15 protein-coding genes are annotated in these 17,493 nt (G+C 60.3%); 11 read left to right on the top strand and 4 right to left on the bottom strand.

Annotated elements, in window-relative coordinates:
- Positions 1–109 precede the first annotated feature (109 nt).
- The 4 genes from ACR0KL_RS03420 to mdoH are packed head-to-tail and all read left to right on the top strand — an operon-like array spanning position 110 to position 6,090.
- A complete protein-coding gene (locus tag ACR0KL_RS03420) occupies positions 110–1,480 on the top strand; it encodes a tetratricopeptide repeat protein (protein ID WP_170676627.1) in 1,371 nt (456 codons plus the stop codon).
- Positions 1,481–1,508: 28 nt separating this feature from the next.
- Positions 1,509–2,729, top strand: coding sequence for an OpgC domain-containing protein (locus ACR0KL_RS03425; protein WP_170676629.1), 1,221 nt, complete (start codon positions 1,509–1,511; stop codon positions 2,727–2,729).
- The gene (locus tag ACR0KL_RS03430; RefSeq protein WP_170676631.1) at positions 2,726–4,225 is read left to right on the top strand and encodes a glucan biosynthesis protein G; all 1,500 of its coding nucleotides are present in this window, start codon (positions 2,726–2,728) and stop codon (positions 4,223–4,225) included. Before ACR0KL_RS03425 ends, ACR0KL_RS03430 begins: the two co-directional genes overlap by 4 nt.
- Positions 4,222–6,090 carry a glucans biosynthesis glucosyltransferase MdoH gene (gene mdoH, locus ACR0KL_RS03435; protein WP_170676634.1) on the top strand — a complete coding sequence of 623 codons (1,869 nt, stop codon included), beginning with the start codon at positions 4,222–4,224 and terminating at the stop codon, positions 6,088–6,090. Before ACR0KL_RS03430 ends, mdoH begins: the two co-directional genes overlap by 4 nt.
- Here mdoH and ACR0KL_RS03440 read toward each other — a convergent pair whose 3' ends face one another.
- Both ACR0KL_RS03440 and ACR0KL_RS03445 read right to left on the bottom strand, forming a co-directional pair.
- Positions 6,091–6,915, bottom strand: coding sequence for an alpha/beta fold hydrolase (locus ACR0KL_RS03440; RefSeq protein ID WP_170676636.1), 825 nt, complete (start codon positions 6,913–6,915; stop codon positions 6,091–6,093). It lies immediately after the preceding gene.
- The gene (locus tag ACR0KL_RS03445) at positions 6,915–7,385 is read right to left on the bottom strand and encodes a rhodanese-like domain-containing protein (RefSeq protein ID WP_170676638.1); all 471 of its coding nucleotides are present in this window, start codon (positions 7,383–7,385) and stop codon (positions 6,915–6,917) included. The genes ACR0KL_RS03440 and ACR0KL_RS03445 overlap by 1 nt, the downstream gene beginning before the upstream one ends.
- A 218-nt stretch (positions 7,386–7,603) precedes the next feature.
- Between ACR0KL_RS03445 and ACR0KL_RS03450 the strand changes: the two genes are divergently transcribed.
- Genes ACR0KL_RS03450 through selD form a run of 7 tightly spaced genes read left to right on the top strand, consistent with a single transcriptional unit; the run spans position 7,604 to position 15,687 of the window.
- Positions 7,604–10,474: a monovalent cation/H+ antiporter subunit A gene (locus ACR0KL_RS03450; RefSeq protein WP_170676640.1), complete on the top strand. Its 2,871-nt coding sequence runs from the start codon at positions 7,604–7,606 to the stop codon at positions 10,472–10,474.
- The gene (locus tag ACR0KL_RS03455; RefSeq protein ID WP_170676642.1) at positions 10,474–10,833 is read left to right on the top strand and encodes a Na+/H+ antiporter subunit C; all 360 of its coding nucleotides are present in this window, start codon (positions 10,474–10,476) and stop codon (positions 10,831–10,833) included. The genes ACR0KL_RS03450 and ACR0KL_RS03455 overlap by 1 nt, the downstream gene beginning before the upstream one ends.
- A complete protein-coding gene (locus ACR0KL_RS03460; protein ID WP_170676644.1) occupies positions 10,830–12,365 on the top strand; it encodes a monovalent cation/H+ antiporter subunit D in 1,536 nt (511 codons plus the stop codon). The genes ACR0KL_RS03455 and ACR0KL_RS03460 overlap by 4 nt, the downstream gene beginning before the upstream one ends.
- Positions 12,365–12,862, top strand: coding sequence for a Na+/H+ antiporter subunit E (locus tag ACR0KL_RS03465; protein WP_170374373.1), 498 nt, complete (start codon positions 12,365–12,367; stop codon positions 12,860–12,862). Before ACR0KL_RS03460 ends, ACR0KL_RS03465 begins: the two co-directional genes overlap by 1 nt.
- Positions 12,859–13,128, top strand: a complete 270-nt coding sequence (locus tag ACR0KL_RS03470) for a K+/H+ antiporter subunit F (RefSeq protein WP_152457439.1) — start codon at positions 12,859–12,861, stop codon at positions 13,126–13,128. The genes ACR0KL_RS03465 and ACR0KL_RS03470 overlap by 4 nt, the downstream gene beginning before the upstream one ends.
- Positions 13,129–13,135: 7 nt before the next feature.
- Positions 13,136–13,522: a Na+/H+ antiporter subunit G gene (locus ACR0KL_RS03475; RefSeq protein WP_170374220.1), complete on the top strand. Its 387-nt coding sequence runs from the start codon at positions 13,136–13,138 to the stop codon at positions 13,520–13,522.
- Between the two features lie 5 nt (positions 13,523–13,527).
- Entirely contained in the window at positions 13,528–15,687 is a 2,160-nt protein-coding gene (gene selD, locus ACR0KL_RS03480; RefSeq protein ID WP_170676647.1) for a selenide, water dikinase SelD, read from the top strand.
- Here the strand turns inward: selD and mnmH are convergent.
- Entirely contained in the window at positions 15,678–16,730 is a 1,053-nt protein-coding gene (gene mnmH / locus ACR0KL_RS03485; protein ID WP_170676649.1) for a tRNA 2-selenouridine(34) synthase MnmH, read from the bottom strand. The two genes, selD and mnmH, sit on opposite strands and share 10 nt — an antisense overlap.
- A gap of 47 nt (positions 16,731–16,777) precedes the next feature.
- Entirely contained in the window at positions 16,778–17,443 is a 666-nt protein-coding gene (locus ACR0KL_RS03490) for an SOS response-associated peptidase (RefSeq protein ID WP_170676718.1), read from the bottom strand.
- Between the last annotated feature and the right edge of the window lie 50 nt (positions 17,444–17,493).

The following is a 17,493-nucleotide window of genomic DNA, read 5'->3' on the forward strand; positions in this document are numbered from 1 at the left end:
ACACACGCGATTTCACCAATTCGAGAGCAGGGTCGATACTGTTACGAGGCCGTCGCAGACTCTGGTAAATCGAACAGTGTCAAATACCGCAACCAGATTGGACCCAAGTATGAAACAAGACGTTTTTGGACAGATGAACACTCTGACCCACCCGGCGGCCGTCGAGGCATGGGACGGTGTTCTGCTTGGGTTCATGGCGCATGCGGCGATTACCCCCCAGCATTTGGGCAAGGTATTGGAGCTCGAGCCCGACTTCGCTTTGGGCCACGCGGTCAAGGGCCTGTTCATGGTTCTTCTGGGCCGACGCGAGATGCTACCCGTCGCCGTCGACGCGCTGAGCGCCGCCAATGAAGCGATGAAACGCCAGCCCATCTCGAAACGAGAGCAGCTATTTGTTGAGGCCCTGTCCCTCTATCTGGCGGACCTACCCTCGCAAGCCGTGCAGAAGTTCGAAGAGGTGCTGCGCGCCCATCCGACGGATTCGCTGGCGATGAAGCTCAGCCATGCGACCCGGTTTGTGCTTGGCGATGCAGAGGGCATGCGGCGTTCGATCGAACGCGTCATGCCTGCCTATGAGCCGGATCATGCGGGCCGTGGCTATCTACTGGGCTGTCATTCCTTCGCGTTGGAAGAGACCGGATCCTACGAAAAGGCCGAGATTGCCGGTCGTCAGGCCCTGTGGATGGTGTCCGACGATGCCTGGGGTCTGCACGCGGTCGCCCATGTTCACGAGATGACGGGCAATGCTCAGCTCGGCCTGGATTGGCTGGCAGGGCGTGAGGACGCCTGGGCCCATTGCAACAACTTCCGCTATCACGTTTGGTGGCACAAGGCGCTGATGCATCTGGATCTGGGTCAGGTTGATCAGGTCATCGACCTCTATGACCAGCATATCCGCAAGGACAAGACTGACGATTATCGCGATATCTCGAACGCAACCTCGCTACTGTCCCGGATGGAGCTTGAAGGCATTGATGTCGGCGACCGCTGGGAGGAGTTGGCCGATCTCAGCGCTGCCCGGACTGAAGATGGCTGCCTGATTTTCGCCGACCTGCATTATCTACTGGCGCTGACCGGCGACAACCGCTCGGACGCGACGGCCAAGATGCTACAACGCATCCAGAAAGACGCTCAGCGCAACCAAGGCGACACACCGATCCGCATGTCTGACCCGGGTATTGCCGCCGCCAAAGGGCTTGAAGCCTTTGGTGATGGTCTGTACGGCGCGGCGTTTGATTTCCTCTCAACCGCCCGCTCCGGCATGCAGTTGGCCGGTGGCAGCCACGCCCAACGTGATGTATTCGAGCGCATCACAATTGATTCCGGCCTGCGCGCCGGACGCCTGGATGCTGTCGAGCGCATTCTGGATGACCGCCGCGCCAAACGCGCCGGAGGCGAGGACAATTACGCACTCGCGCGCCGCGCTCTGATCAGCGTGGCCCGCGACAACGGCGACGCACAAAGCGTTCCGGCTGAATAACAAAAAGACTAAGAAGGACAGAAAACGTATGGCGACTGTTTCGCCCGCTTCTGATTTTGCGACTGTTGCGGCCTCGGCCGCAGCGCCTACTGCCCGTGTGCGCGACCCGCGACTGGATTTCTATCGCGGCATCGCGATGTTCATCATCCTGATCGCCCATATCCCGAACGACCCATGGGCCAAATGGATCCCGGCCCGTTTCGGGTTTTCGGATGCGACCGAGATCTTTGTGTTCTGTTCGGGCATGGCCTCGGCCATTGCATTCGGCGGTGCCTTCCTACGCAAAGGCTGGTGGATGGGGACCGCTCGCGTGGCGTTCCGCATCTGGCAGGTCTACTGGGCGCATATCTGTCTGTTCTTCTTCGTGGCCATGAGCATGGCCGCGCTGGACAATTCCGGCCTGTTTGAAAAAAGCTATGTCTCGTCGCTGAACCTGCAGCATTTCTTCAATGATCCGCTGCCGCAAATGGTCGGGATTTTCACCCTGACCTATGTGCCCAACTACTTCGACATCCTGCCGATGTACCTGGTCGTTCTGGCGATGATGCCGCTCTACATGGCCCTTTACCGCGTCAGCTTTTGGCTGATGGCGGCTGTGTCGGTTTCGATCTGGCTTGTCGCCCAGACCGGAGTATTGGCGCTTCCCGCCGAGCCATGGTCGGACCGTCAATGGTTCTTCAACCCGTTCGGTTGGCAGTTGCTGTTCTTCACCGGGTTCGCCTTTATGCGTGGTTGGATTCCAGCCCCTCCGGTATCAAAAACGCTGATCTGGGCGGCCATTGCATTTCTGGTTCTGTCCGCGCCCTTTGGGTCGTGGAAGGTTTTCCTTTGGGTTCAATCCGCGGCCCCCGGTCTGGCCGAGCAAATCCGCGAGATTTGGCCTCTGACCAAAGAACTGCGCAGCAAGACCGAGTTCGGCCTATTCCGCTACATCCACTTCCTATCGCTGGCCTATCTGGGCTGGGTCGTTGCCGGTGAGCATGGTCACCGTCTGATCGCCACTGGGCATTCTGTGGGCGCGCGCATCTGGCAGGTGGTTCTGAAACTGATCACCAAAGTGGGACAACAATCGCTGGCGGTCTTTGTCTTCTCGATGGCCGCAGCCCGCCTGATCGGGGTCGCGCTGGATCAGACCGAGCGGGAAGTTGCCAGTGTCTTTGTCGCCAACATGATTGGCTTTGCCATGATCATCGGGGTGGCCTATCTGGCCGCCTGGTTCAAATCTCAGCCATGGAAATCAAAGAAATGAATCTGACTCGCCGCGCATTTCTGGCCTCGAGCTCCGCGCTGTTTCTGGCGCCGGCCACCTTTGCCTCGGGGTCAGAGGTTCCGTTCGACCGCAACGACGTGATCGAACTGGCCCGAGAACTGGCCAGCCGCCCCTTTGCCGAGCGCGAGATGGTGCCGCAGGAATGGCAGGACCTGACTTATACGCAATACCGCTCGATCCGGTTCCGGCTGGACCGCGCGCTTTGGTATGAGACCGAGACCCCCTTCAACGTCGATTTTTTCACCCCCGGCCTGTATTTCCCACGCACCGTCAAGGTCTCGACCGTCGAGAAAGGGATGACAAAGCCGGTCGCTTTCGACCTTGAGATGTTCGACAAGGCCGAAGAGGTCCCGACCCTTCCAATCGACGAAACGCTTGGCTTCTCGGGCCTGCGTCTGCGTACGGAAATGCACCGCCCCGGCAAGACCGATGAGTTCTGCGTCTGGCAGGGGGCCAGCTATTTCCGCGCCATTGGTCTGCACGAGGTCTACGGCCTGTCTGCGCGCGGTCTGGCCCTGAAAACCGGCGACCCGGATGGCGAGGAATTCCCCGAATTCATCCGCTTCTGGCTGGAACGTCCCGAACCCGGTCAGCGCAACATGGTTGTCCACGCCCTGATGGACAGCCCCAGCGTGACCGGTGCCTACCGATTTAACGTCACCGCCGGTGCCGATTGCATCATGGATATTGAGGCCACCCTCTTCCCCCGCGAAGAACTGCCCCATGTGGGTATCGCGCCCGGCACTTCGATGTTCCTGTTCGATCAGACCAATCACAGCCGGTTCGACGATTTCCGCCCCGCTGTCCATGACAGCGACGGGCTGCTGATCCGCAACGGCGCAGGTGAGGTGATCTGGCGTCCGCTGGCGAACCCAACCCGTTTGCAAATCTCGTCTTTCGTGGACATGAACCCTCAGGGTTTTGGCCTGATGCAGCGCAAGCGCGAATTCTCGGACTACGCGGATCTTGAGGCGAATTATCACAAACGCCCCAGCCTGTGGGTCGAGCCCGGCTCTGATTGGGGCAAGGGCACGGTGACACTGGTCGAGATCCCTGCCGATCAGGAGATTTACGACAATATCGTCGCCTACTGGCGGCCCGCCGAACCCTATGCCGCCGGCAGCCAGGTTGACCTGAGCTATCGCCTGATCTGGGGCGAGGAACCTCAGCGCACGCCGATGCCACGGGTCATCAACACGGCGATGGGTGAAAACACCTTTGGCGAGGGCCGTCTGGCCGTGATCGACTTTGAGCCCAGCCCTCTGTTCGACGATCTGGAGGCAGTCAGCATTTTCGCGAATTCGCCTCATGCGGAAACCTCGGACGGTGTGTTGCAGCGCAACCCCGATACCGGCGGTGTGCGTCTGGCGTTCTCGTTCCAGCCGGGCGAACGAGACCATGTGGAGCTTCGCGCGCAATTGCTGGTCGGCAAGCAACCCGCCTCCGAAGTCTGGCTGTACCGTTGGACCGCATGAGCCGCGACCTGCATATCATGCCACCCGAGGCCCCGCTGGCGATGCCCGCGCAGGATTTCCGCAATGGTTTCCGCGATGCGCAGGTACCTGCGGGTGCCCGCCCATCGGCCGGGTTCTGGCGCGCGCTGGCGTTTTCGCCAGCAATGGCAGCCACGCTGGGTTTGCTATGGGTCATGAGCGACTGGTTCGGATCTGAAGGCATCAACCTTGTCGAAGCCATCCTTCTAGCGTTGATCTCGTTCAACTTCTTCTGGATCTCGTTCACGGTCTGCACAGTGCTGCTGGGCATGATCTCGCTGTCCCGGCAGGAGCGCCCGATCCGACAAGACCGCGCGCAACCACTGCGCGTTGCCCTGCTGATGCCAACCTACAACGAGGTGCCGTGGTTCGTGCTGGGCAATGCCCGCACCATGCTGGAAGAACTGCGCGCCCGAGGTGGACAGCATGAATACGCGATGTTCATCCTCTCTGACACCCGCGATCCGGACATCGCCGCGCAAGAGCAAGCCAGTATTGAGGCGCTGCGCACCACGCTAGCCCCCGACCTGAAGCTCTACTACCGCCGTCGCGAACAGAATACTGACCGAAAAGTTGGCAATATCGCCGATTGGGTCAGCCGCTGGGGCGCGGATTGGGACGCGATGCTGGTGCTGGATGCCGACAGCCTGATGACAGGCCGCGCGATTGCTCGGCTGACGGATTCTCTGGCGCGCGATCCCGGCGCGGGCTTGATTCAAAGCTACCCGCAACTCATTGGCGCACAGTCGGTCTTCGCCCGGATGCAGCAATTCGCCAATGGCGTCTACGGTATCGCCTTTGCCGAAGGTCTGGCCCGCTGGTGTGGGCAAGAGGGCAACTATTGGGGTCACAATGCCATCATCCGCACCAAGGCCTTTGCCACTTGTGCCGGACTGCCCAAGCTGCGCACGTTCAACGGGCAGGAAAAGCTGATAATGAGCCACGACTTTGTCGAGGCCGGTCTGCTGCGCCGTGCCGGTTGGGCCGTTCGGTTCCTGCCGCGCATTCGTGGTTCATACGAAGAAACACCACCCACCCTTATCGACCACGCCATGCGGGACCGCCGCTGGTGTCAGGGGAACCTGCAACATCTGAAACTGCTGGGCTCGCGCGGGTTCCGGTCCGTCTCGCGGTTTCATATGTTCCACGGGGCGGTCGGCTATTTGATGTCCCCGCTGTGGTTTGCGCTACTGCTTATGTGGGCGTTGATTGGTCAGGGTGAGGAAGCCTCGGTCCTGCATTATTTCAGCCCAGACAACCCCCTGTTCCCACAATGGCCGGAGATGTCTGAGACACGCCATGTGCTGATCATTCTCGTCATGTATGCGATGCTGCTGGCCCCCAAGGTTCTGGGCGTTGCCGCCCTCCCCCTCAGCGGAGTGCGCTATTCCGATTTCGGCGGTTGGAGACGGTTCTTCACCTCGTTCCTGTTCGAGGTCATCCTGTCGATCCTCTATGCGCCAATCCTAATGGTGCAGCAAATGATCGCTGTGTTCCGCACGGCATTGGGCATCCAAAAGGGCTGGTCCCCGCAGGCGCGTGACGGTGGCAGCTATTCCTTACGCACGCTGGTCCTGTGCCATGCGCTGGAAACCGTCAGTGGCATGGCACTTAGCGTTGGTATTCTGGCCGGGCTGGTCTCGGTCTGGCTTGCCCCAATTGCGATCAGCCTTGCACTGGCGATCCCGCTTTCGGCGCTCAGCGGTGTATCGGCTGGTACCGCCCGCCGTATGGTCGGCATGCGTGAGGATTTTGCTGAGCCCGCCATCACCCGCTCGGCCCGTCGTCATCGCAATGAGTTGAAGCGCCTGATCGAGGGTAAGGGCAGCATGACCCCGGCGGAATAATCAACCGCCGGGCAATCCTTCGTACCAATCCAGCATCATATCCGCCCACCCGGTGGGCACCGTATGACCGCCGGGGAACAGCGCGAACTCCAGCGCGCTGCCCTCGGCACATCCCATCCAGTTGCGCCGCATGAACTGGCCCGTGGTCGAGAACCCGCTGGGCTTGGTATCAACACAGCCATTTGCCTCGCGCCAGATCTCAAGCCCGGCAAAGATATCGCCTTGATGGAAACGGCCACCGCCCAGCAAACGCCCCTCGAGCGGAACGACATTGTCGATCCAGCCATGGGTGTGAAACATGCGGATCGGTCCGGCGCAGGATTCGGGATGCGGACGCCAGAAGCCACCTGAGACGGGGACATAGGCCGAGAAGGTCTCAGGCGCATCGCAGGCGAGGTAATTCACCATGAAGCCGCCGGCGGAAAACCCTCCTAGAACAACGCGTTCACCGTCAATGCCAAACCGCTCAGCGGCGTCATCCACCGCTTCGCTGAGAAAGGCCGTTTCGTCACGCTCGCCAAAGCCGGGATAGAAGTTCCAGCTTTGAATGCCGCCCCGGTCCGGCCGCTCCAACCCCTCCGGCGCCATCACCGCATAGCCGCGCGCCAGCAGAGGCTCGACCATGCTGCGATTGTTCATCGTTCCTGAGCCGCTGCCTCCGTAGCCATGCAGAAACACGACCAGTGGCGGGTTTTCGGCTTCGGGCAATTCAATGTGATATGCGCCCGAGGTGATCTCGCAGGTGCCTTCATCCGGGCCACAATCGGCCAGGGCCGGTTGCGCCGCTGCGGCCAGACAAAAAGATAGCCAGCATTTGTGTTTCATCACGTCCCCTCAACAAAGGTCTCAACCGGCAGACCGGCCCGCACCCAGCCCGGCCCGGCGGCCGAACCCAACATGCCCTCTGGCACGTCAATAATATTGGTAAACCCGGCTGCGGTCAGTTGATTGCTCAACCGTGCCGAACGGACCCCACGCGCGCAGATCAGAGCCACAGGGGCGGACTTGTCACCGCCAGCCATTTGCACAAGGGCCGGAATAAAATCCTCGCGCCGCATGTCCAGAGGCTGCGCCCCCTGTCCGACGCCTGTGGCCCTCCATTCCCGAGGTGTGCGGATGTCCACCAGCAACACATCTCCGGCGACGGCTTTCTGATGCGCCTGCGTCACTTCCAGTTGGCCGCCCGTGTAGTCCTGCGGGATCAAACGGTACTCACGAATGGCAATTCCTGCGGCAATTGCGCCTGCCCCGCCCATCAATACCCACCGTCGCGTTCGGCTTTTCCCGTCTGCCATATGGCGTTCTCCTGCACTCATGGCTTTGTTCTATCACAAGGGTTGCAACCGCGCGCCGGGGAATTCCGGCAGCGGGATCAAGTTCGCGTCATTATCACGCAGAAAGATAGGTTCGATATACACCTTTTAACATCTGTCAAAACCTTGCAATTTTTGGACAATCATTAAATTATCCTACAAAATCTGTCATATTGACCGCCCAGACCGGAGTATCGCACTTGTCCCTATTCCTCATCGCGGCCCTTCCCTTCCTCGGAGCTGTTTTCCCAGCCCTCCTGATACGGGCGGGACGAAATGCAGCCGCTTCGGCCGCAGGGTTGACCACTTTCCTGGCCCTGATGGGGTTGCTGATCCATATCCCCAGCGTGCTGCGCGGCGATGTCGTGACAGCGCGGTTTGACTGGATACCGGGGCTGGGGCTGAACGCGAATTTCATGCTGGACGGGCTTGGTTTTCTGTTTGCCCTGCTGATCCTCGGCATCGGCCTGCTGATCATCCTGTATGCGCGGTTCTACCTGTCGCGTGAAGACCCGATGGGGCAGTTCTACACCTATCTGCTGCTGTTTCAGGGCGCGATGGTTGGGATTGTTTTATCCGATAACATCCTGCTTTTGCTCATTTTCTGGGAGCTGACCTCGCTCAGCTCATTCCTCCTGATCGGCTATTGGAAACACCTGCCCGAAGGCCGACAAGGCGCGCGCATGGCGCTGGCCGTCACCGGAGGCGGCGGATTGGCGATGATCGCCGGGATGCTGATTTTGGGGAATATCGTCGGGTCCTATGACCTCAGCGTGATTTTGCAGAACAAAGAGCTGATCCAGGCCTCGCCCTACTATCTACCCGCGCTGATCCTGATCCTGTTGGGCTGTTTTACCAAATCAGCACAGTTCCCATTCCATTTCTGGCTGCCTCACGCGATGGCTGCCCCGACGCCGGTTTCCGCCTATCTGCACTCGGCCACCATGGTGAAGGCCGGGTTGTTCTTGATGGCGCGGATGTGGCCGGTTCTGGCGGGGACGGAGGCGTGGTTCTATATCGTCGCAACAACCGGTTTGGTGACCATGCTGCTGGGCGCGGTGATCGCGCTGTTCAAGGACGATCTGAAGGCGCTGCTGGCGTTCTCAACCGTGTCACATCTGGGCCTGATCACCATGCTGCTGGGCTTTGGCACCAAGTTTGCAGCCGTGGCCGCGGTGTTCCACATCATCAACCACGCGACGTTCAAAGCCGCGCTGTTCATGACCGCCGGGATCGTGGATCACGAAACCGGAACGCGCGATGTCAAACGGCTGGGCGGCTTGCGTCATCTGATGCCGATCACATTCACCATCGGCACCATCGCAGCTTTGTCCATGGCCGGCCTGCCTCCGCTGAACGGTTTTTTGTCAAAAGAGATGATGCTGGAGGAAACCGTCCACACCACTTGGCTGAACTCTCACTATCTGGTGCCGGGTTTGGCCCTGCTGGCAGCGCTGTTCTCGGCGGCCTACTCCTTCCGCTTTGTCAGCCATGTCTTCCTTGGACCAAAGCGCGAGGATTACCCGGCCCATCCGCATGACCCTCCGGTCGGGCTTTGGCTGGCACCCGCCTTCATGGTCGTTCTGGTCGTGCTGATCGGCCTTTATTCAGCGGCCATCGTCGGCCCGCTGGTGGCCGTCGTATCCAGCGCCGTGATCGGTGGCGAAAAGCTGCCCTATTATTCGCTGAAACTGTGGCACGGCTTTACCCCTGCGCTGTATATGTCCGTTGTCGCGACGTTGGGCGGTCTGTTCCTGATGTCGCAACACAAACGCGCGCAGCAGCTTTGGAACACCCTGCCCCGGCCTGAGGCCAAAGTGATTTTCGAGGCCATTATCAATGCGTTTACGCGGCTCAGCCAATGGATCACAGATGAGCTACACAATGGTGTCCTCAGCCGGTATGCGATCATCTTTGTCGCCTTTACCGTCGGCCTTGGCTACTACGCCTATTCCACCGGGACGATCGGAGTTGAAACCCGCGTGCCGCTGCCTGCGCAGATCATTCCGATCGTTGGCTGGATCTGTCTGGTGGGCGCAACGCTGGGCATCATGTGGTTCCACCGTAACCGCCTGTTGTCGCTGGTTCTGATTGGTGTTGTCGGGCTGATCGTTTCGGTTGCGTTCAACTACCTCTCGGCTCCGGATCTGGCACTGACGCAGATCTCAGTCGAGGTGGTGACGATGATCCTGTTGCTGCTGTCGCTGAACTTCCTGCCGACCGAGACCCCATGGGACAGCACCGCCGCGCGGCGCTGGCGGGACGCTGCGATCTCGGTCGTGGCCGGGCTTGGAACCGGGGCGCTGGTCTATGCGATCATGCTGCGCGATTTCGCGTTCCCGACGATTTCCGAATTCCACCTTGCCAACTCGTACAAGGGCGGCGGCGGCACCAACGTGGTGAATGTCATCCTCGTGGATTTCCGGGGCTTTGATACCTTCGGCGAGATCATCGTTCTGGGCATCGCGGCGCTGATCATCTTTGCCCTGACCGAAGCGGTCCTGAGCAGCAATGTCCGGGGCTACCTGCTGAATCGCAAGCCGCATTGGCCGCAATCGGGCGACTCCCATCCGTTAATGATGGTGGTCGTGACCCGCGTGATGATGCCAATTGCCCTGATGGTGGGTGCCTACATCTTCTTCCGTGGCCATAACCAGCCCGGAGGCGGCTTTATCGCCGGCCTGATCGTCGCCATCGCCTATTTGATGCAATACATGGCCAGCGGCTACACCTGGGCGATCGAACGGCAAAGGTTCTACTATCACGGCACCATCGGCTGGGGCGTGCTGATCGCCGCCGCTACCGGTCTCGGCGCCTGGTTCAATGAACGCCCCTTCCTCACCAGCGACTTCGGCTACATCAACTGGCCACCGCTGGAAGAATTCGAATGGGCCACCGCAATGTTGTTCGACACCGGTGTCTTCCTCGCTGTTTTGGGCGCGGTGATGCTGGCGCTGGATAGCCTGTCCCGCTTTGCATGGCAGCCGGGCATGGCACAGGAGTTCCCGATGGATATCAACCCGTTGCGGGACGCTCCGCCGGAAGAAGAACAAGAGAAGGAGCAGGCCTGATGGAAGCGCTCGTTGCCTCTGCCGTAGGTATTCTGACCGCCGCCGGGATTTTCCTGATCCTGCGTCGCCGGACATTCCCGGTCATTCTTGGCCTTTCGCTGATCACCTACGCGGTGAACGTATTCCTGTTCGCAACCGGACGTCTGGCGCTGAATTCGCCTGCCGTTTTGAACAAATACGAAGACGTCCCCTATACCGATCCGCTGCCGCAGGCACTGGTGCTGACGGCCATCGTGATCTCATTCGGGATGACGGCGGTGATCGTGATGATCTCGCTCTCGGCCTATCTATCCTCGAAGGATGACCATATCGACATGAGCCCGAATGACAGTGTGGACGCGCCGGGAGAAGACGCATGAACCATTGGATCGTTGCGCCGATCGTTCTTCCTGCGATCCTGGCTCCATTCATCATCATGGTCCTGCGCTATCACCTCGACCTGCAGCGCATCTTCTCGGTCGCGGGGGTTGTTGCCCTGCTGGGCATTGCCTTGACCATCGCCGCGCAGGCCGCGGGAGGCGACATTCAGGTCTATGAGCTGGGCAACTGGCCCGCCCCCTTCGGGATTGTCATGGTGCTGGACCGGCTTTCAGCCATGATGGTTCTGCTGACCGCCCTACTGGCCCTGCCCATTGTGCTCTACGCCATCGGTTCGGGTTGGGATGAGCGTGGCAAGCATTTTCACGCCTTGTTTCATTTCCAGCTTATGGGCGTATGCGGGGCCTTCCTGACCGGAGACGCCTTCAACCTCTTTGTGTTCTTCGAGGTCCTGCTGATCGCCTCCTACGGTCTGATGACCCATGGTGGCGGAGCGGTCAGGCTGAAGGCTGGCGTGCAATACGTGGCCTATAACCTGCTGGGATCGACCCTGTTCCTGTTTGCCCTGGGCACACTCTATGGTGTGACTGGCACGCTCAACATGGCCGATATCGCCCTGCGCGTGGCCGAGATACCGCCTGAGGATACCGCACTGCTGCGGGTTGGTGCTGTGTTGCTGTTGTTGGTGTTCTGTATCAAGGCCGCCGTTCTACCGTTGCATTTCTGGCTACCGGCCAGCTACGCCAACGCTCCCCTACCCGTGGCGGCCCTGTTCGCGATCATGACCAAGGTTGGGGCGTATTCGATCATCCGGATGTACACTCTGGCCTTCGGCCCCGAGGTTGAAGCAACGCAAGGGCTGGTCGGCAATTGGCTGCAACCTGCCGCGCTAGTTACGCTTGCCGTCGGGGCCATCGGCATCCTCGGCTCGCAACATATCGCGCGGATGGTGGCCTTCTGTGCTATCGCTTCAATGGGTACGCTGCTGATTGCCATTTCGCTGTTCACGCCTGATGCCAGTGCAGCCGCGCTCTACTATGTGTTCCACTCAACGCTTGCGACAGCTCTGTTGTTCCTTGTCGCCGATCTGGTGATGGAACGCCGCGGCGGCGCCATCGCGCCCACGAGGCCAATGGCGCAGACCGGATTGATCTCAGCGCTGTTCTTCGTCGGAGCGATTGCGATGGCCGGGATGCCTCCGCTGTCCGGTTTTATCGGCAAGCTGCTGGTTCTGGATGCGGCCCGGGATGCACCTGACGCAACCTCGGTCTGGGCGGTCATCCTGATCGGATCCTTTGTCACTATCGTTGGTCTGGCACGGACCGGCACGTTGATCTTTTGGAAAAGCCACGACGCGGACCATAACCCTCAGCCCGAGGAGGAAGACTCCGAGCCTCAACCCGCCCCTGAACCGCACCCGGGTCTGGCATTTACAGCGGTCTTCGGTCTGGTCGGCGGTCTGGTCCTGCTGACCTTGTTTGCGGGCCCCGCGCTCGAATACACCAGCAAAACCGCCGAGCAACTGTTCACACCCGAAGACTACATCTCGGCCGTATTGGGAGAGGCAGAATGATCAAGCTGCTACATCGCATATTCCCGCACCCTCACCTGAGCTTTCTGCTGACACTGGTCTGGGTTCTGCTTGCCAATAACGGGTCCTTGAACTCGCTCGTTTTTGGTTTGATCCTGGGGATCATCATTCCCTTTGTCACCCAACCTTACTGGCCCGACCGCCCCAAACTGCGCAACTGGCCCATGGTGGCCGAGTACATCCTGGTGGTCCTGTGGGATATCGTTATCGCCAATATCACCGTCGCCCGGATCATCCTGTTCAAACGCGACGACGCTCGCCAACCAAACTGGATCTGCGTCCCGCTTGAACTGCGTACGCCCGAGGCAATCACCGTACTGGCCGGGACAATCACCATGACGCCGGGTACCGTCAGCTGCGATTTGTCGGCGCAGGGGCATAACCTTCTGGTCCATTGCCTTGATGCTCCTGACCCTGAGGCCGTGCGCGATCAGATCAAACAGCGCTACGAACGCCGCCTGAAGGAGATTTTCGAATGATTGATTATGCGATCTACTTCGCCTTCGCCTGCTTCGGAGCCGCCATCATGATGTGCCTGTGGCGGATCATCACCGCCGATGGTGTCGGCACCCGCGTTCTGGCGCTGGACACGATGGTGATCAACACCATCGCGCTGATGATCCTGTACGGTTTGGATCAAGGCACCGAGATCTTTTTCGAGGCTGCCATGATCATCGCCATGCTGGGTTTCGTTTCAACCGTGGCCTATGCGCGCTTCATGCTGCGCGGCAACATCATCGAGTGAGGGCGACATGACATTTCTCGTCGAATTGCTGATTGCCGCCTTCCTGATCATGTCGGGTATCTTCGGCTTCGTTGGATCGTTTGGGATGATCAAACTGAAAGACCCGATGTCGCGCCTGCACGCGCCGACCAAAGCGACAACGCTGGGTGTGGGCGGCGTGCTACTGGCCTCGATTGCACATTCCGTGTTGCTTGAGGGCAAACTGTCGATGCATGAGCTGCTGATCACGCTGTTTTTGTTCCTGACGGCCCCGATCACGGCCCTGTTCATTGCCAAATGGCACATTCATCGTCATGAAAAGCCGCAGGATCTGCCGGATGCGGGCGAGGACGAGCTTTGGGCCACCCACGCGGTCGAGCAGGTTGAAGACGTCCCTGATCACAGCACGAACTGAGCCTGATGCATAACCCTCCGCTGCCCCTGACCCGTGATCTGGTTTTGATTGGCGGAGGTCACACCCATGCTTTGCTGCTGCGTAAATGGGGGATGAACCCTCTGCACGGCGCGCGCGTAACGGTGATCAACCCCGGCCCGACTGCGCCCTATTCTGGGATGCTGCCCGGCTTTGTCGCTGGTCACTACTCCCGCTCTGATCTGGACATTGATTTGGTCCGTCTGGCCCGTTTCGCGGGCGCACGGGTCATTCTGGGCGCGGTTGAGGGGCTCGACATTGACCAGCGCCATTTGCATGTGCCGGGACGGCCTCCGGTGGCATTCGATGTCGCCTCGGTCAACGTCGGGATCACCTCGGACATGCCCGCCCTGCCAGGTTTTGCAGACCATGCCGTTCCGGCCAAACCCTTGGGCGTCTTTGCCGCGCGTTGGTCTGCATATCTAGACAGCACCGGCCCTGCCTCGGTGGCCGTGATAGGCGGAGGCGTCGCTGGGGTCGAGCTGGCGATGGCCATGGCCCAAGCGCTGGAAACCAAGGGCAGACCCGCGCGGATCACGCTGATCGACAATGCCTCGGCCCTGACAGCGACCGGCCCCAAGGCCGCAGCGACGATCCGCAAGGCTATGGCCGGTCTTGGCATCGACGTGCTCGAGGGAGTTTCAATAAAAGAGATCGCCGCAGATCATGTCGAACTTGACGATGGCCGCCAGATCCCTGCCGAGTTTGTGACCGGCGCTGCGGGGGCGAGACCCTATAGCTGGATCCAGCACACCGGGCTGGACCTGCAAGAAGGTTTCATCCGCGTGAACGGCCACCTGCAATCCAGCGACCCCGTCATCTTCGCCGCCGGAGACTGCGCCCACCTGACCGAGAACCCGCGCCCCAAAGCAGGCGTCTACGCGGTGCGCGAGGCGCCAGTATTGTTCAACAACCTGCGCGCGGCGCTGGGGGCTGGGACCATGCAGCGCTATGTGCCGCAGAAGGACTATCTGAAGCTTATCTCATTGGGCGGCAAGTCCGCGTTGGCCGAGCGTCTGGGCACGTCGTTCAGCGGCGCCCTGATGTGGCGTTGGAAGGACCATATCGACCAAGGCTTCATGAATAAGTTCCGCAATCTGCCTACCATGGCGACCCCCGCCCTCCCGCGCGCCCATGCCGCCGGTATGACCGAAGCGCTTGGAAACAAACCAATGTGCGGCGGCTGTGGGGCGAAACTCGGTCGTGGCGCGCTACGCGGCGCTCTTGCTGCGCTGCCTGAGCCATTGCGTCAAGACGTGACGGCGCTGCCCGGAGACGACGCCGCGCTGCTGACAACTGGGACAGCGCGGCAGGTCATCACCACGGACCACCTGCGCAGTGTCACCGACGACCCCGTCCTGATGACTCGCATCGCTGCGGTCCATGCGCTGGGGGACATTTGGGCGATGGGGGCCGCGCCACAGGCTGCAACGGCCACTCTCATCCTGCCACGCATGTCCTCTGACCTGCAGGAACGGACGCTTTCCGAGATCATGCAAACCGCCAACGACGTCATGCGAGACGCCGGAGCCGAGATCGTCGGCGGCCACAGCTCAATGGGCGATGAGATGACGATTGGCTTCACGGTGACCGGACTATGCACGAAAGACCCAATCACTCTCGCGGGCGGCAGGCCCGGCGATGTGTTGGTCCTAACCAAACCCATCGGCAGCGGCGTTGTGATGGCTGCCGAAATGGCCGGACGGGCCGAGGGCGCAACAGTCGCGCAAGCCTATGAGATGATGACCCAACCGCAAGGCGCAGCGTCCCGCATTCTGGCAGAGGCCCACGCGATGACCGACGTCACAGGGTTCGGCTTGGCCGGGCATCTCCACGGGCTGTGTGAGGCATCACATTGCGGCGCTGTGCTTGATCTTGAGGCCGTCCCCGTGATGCTCGGAGCCATCGAGCTCAGCGACGCCGGAATCCAATCGACCCTTTTTGCAGATAACCGTTCTATCGCGCCCGAGCTGCACATGGACGGCAAAGCGGCGCTGTTGTTCGACCCACAAACAGCGGGCGGACTGCTGGCTGCGGTAGCACCCGAGATCGCCGACAAATTGCTTGAGGATCTGCGAGCGGCGGGTTACCCGGCTGCGCGGATCGGGCATTTGACCGACACTCCGGGGTTGAACCTTCAAAGCTGATCCAGCGTGTTTTTGATGCGATCCGCCGCGCCCCTCAGGCCATTGTCATCCAACTGCGCAATCTCGATCCGCGCCAAAATCTTGGCCGGGTGTTGACGCTGGGATTTAGCATATGCCGGATCATAGTGCTGCTCCATCAGCGCACGCGTCAAAGCCTGTTTGTCGCCGGACGACATGAGGTTCAACCACCCGTCCACGACCTCATGCCCGCGATGAGATCGCAGTGGAGACAGGCGATCCCGAAGGCGCTCGGTATCCGACAGGATGTTGTCATAGGCCTGCGTCAAATAAGCCGACCGGGCGGACAAAGGCGCGTCTATATGAATACGCGGCGCGGCGCACATCGCCGTCCAGACGCTGGGTGGCAGGATGCGATCGCCTATTTTCGACGACTCCGCTTCAACCACAACCGAGCGAGATGGGTCCAGGGCGCAAAAGGCGGCTGACAGGGCGGATTCAAAAGCCTTCTGACTGGGCTGCCCACCTGGTCTTTCCCCCAGCAGTGAGCCACGATGGTTGGCGAGCCCCTCCAGATCAACCACTTGCACGCCGCGACGATCCAGATGGTGCAACAACTCGGTCTTGGCGGTGCCGGTGTAGCCATCCAGCGCGATCAGTTGGAAGGGCAGCGGCTGGTCGTATAGGTAGGCCTTCACCAGCCGACGATAGGTCCGATAACCTCCATCGACGACATCCGCCTGCCAGCCGATCTGTTGCAACATCCATGTAAACGAGCCCGAGCGTTGCCCGCCGCGCCAGCAATAAACCAAGGGCCGCCAGTTCCCCTCATGATGGCTGAGGCGTTGTTCGATATGGTTGGCCGCATTGCGAAACACCAGCGCCGCCCCAAGCTTTCGCGCCAGAAAAGGGCTTTTCTGTTTGTAAATCGTGCCGACCCGCGCGCGCTCTTCATTGTCCAGAACCGGCAGATTGATCGCCCCCGGCAGGTGGTCTTCGGCGAACTCTGCCGGGCTGCGGACGTCGATGACCGTATCGAACCCGTGCGCATAAAGCTGCGGTAGATCTTTGAATTTCAATGCCATACCAAGCGCCTGCCTTTTGGTCGCAAGTAAAGGGAACGCATCTGCTGTTAGTCCTCGATGAGTTCGATCAGGTCCGGGCCAGACGCCCGATTGGAGTTCACGGCGGGGTCGACACGATGAAACTCCAGCACATCCTCGGCACCCGGTTGCATCAACCGCGCGGCACCTTTTCCCGCCTCTCCCAACCAAAGGGACCAATCGTCTGATTCCAAGATTAAAGGCATCCGGTGGTGAATGGTCGACAGGTTCTGGTTCGCCTGAGTCGTCACGATGGCACAGGTGGATTGCCGTGCCTGTTCCGGCCCCCAATCCTGCCAGACACCCGCAAAGGCGGTGGGCGCACCGTCCTTGCGATGGATGTACCATGGCAGGCGCGTCCCTTGTTGGGTCTTAGTCCATTCATAGAACCCCGTCGCCACGATCAGGCAGCGCCGCGATCGACAGGCGTCGCGGAAAGCGGGTTTTTCGGCCAGAGTCTCGGCCCGTGCGTTGATCAACAAGGGGCCTGCATTTTCGGCCTTGTACCAATGGGGCAGAAAGCCCCAACGCAGCGCATCCAAGCGACGACCAGAATCTCCTGCGCGAACGACGTGCACCTGATTGGTCGGGCAGACGTTATAGTTGGGCACTTCGGGCAAAGCATTCGCTGGGCGCGCGGCAAACAGCTGCGCCATCGCGTCATTGGGCAAAGTGATTGCAAACCGTCCGCACATCAGTCCGTTGTCCAATCCCGGATCGTAGCGGGATGCGATTTCACCCAAAA

This window comes from Ruegeria sp. C8 (genome assembly GCF_056537565.1).

Excerpts from the sequence above, each read along its gene's own strand:
- ACR0KL_RS03420 (WP_170676627.1), top strand. The coding sequence starts at position 110 with ATGAAACAAGACGTTTTTGGACAGATGAACACTCTGACCCACCCGGCG.
- ACR0KL_RS03425 (WP_170676629.1), top strand. The coding sequence starts at position 1,509 with ATGGCGACTGTTTCGCCCGCTTCTGATTTTGCGACTGTTGCGGCCTCG.
- ACR0KL_RS03430 (WP_170676631.1), top strand. The coding sequence starts at position 2,726 with ATGAATCTGACTCGCCGCGCATTTCTGGCCTCGAGCTCCGCGCTGTTT.
- mdoH (WP_170676634.1), top strand. The coding sequence starts at position 4,222 with ATGAGCCGCGACCTGCATATCATGCCACCCGAGGCCCCGCTGGCGATG.
- ACR0KL_RS03440 (WP_170676636.1), bottom strand. The coding sequence starts at position 6,915 with ATGAAACACAAATGCTGGCTATCTTTTTGTCTGGCCGCAGCGGCGCAA.
- ACR0KL_RS03445 (WP_170676638.1), bottom strand. The coding sequence starts at position 7,385 with ATGGCAGACGGGAAAAGCCGAACGCGACGGTGGGTATTGATGGGCGGG.
- ACR0KL_RS03455 (WP_170676642.1), top strand. The coding sequence starts at position 10,474 with ATGGAAGCGCTCGTTGCCTCTGCCGTAGGTATTCTGACCGCCGCCGGG.
- ACR0KL_RS03460 (WP_170676644.1), top strand. The coding sequence starts at position 10,830 with ATGAACCATTGGATCGTTGCGCCGATCGTTCTTCCTGCGATCCTGGCT.
- ACR0KL_RS03470 (WP_152457439.1), top strand. The coding sequence starts at position 12,859 with ATGATTGATTATGCGATCTACTTCGCCTTCGCCTGCTTCGGAGCCGCC.
- ACR0KL_RS03475 (WP_170374220.1), top strand. The coding sequence starts at position 13,136 with ATGACATTTCTCGTCGAATTGCTGATTGCCGCCTTCCTGATCATGTCG.
- selD (WP_170676647.1), top strand. The coding sequence starts at position 13,528 with ATGCATAACCCTCCGCTGCCCCTGACCCGTGATCTGGTTTTGATTGGC.
- mnmH (WP_170676649.1), bottom strand. The coding sequence starts at position 16,730 with ATGGCATTGAAATTCAAAGATCTACCGCAGCTTTATGCGCACGGGTTC.
- ACR0KL_RS03490 (WP_170676718.1), bottom strand. The coding sequence starts at position 17,443 with ATGTGCGGACGGTTTGCAATCACTTTGCCCAATGACGCGATGGCGCAG.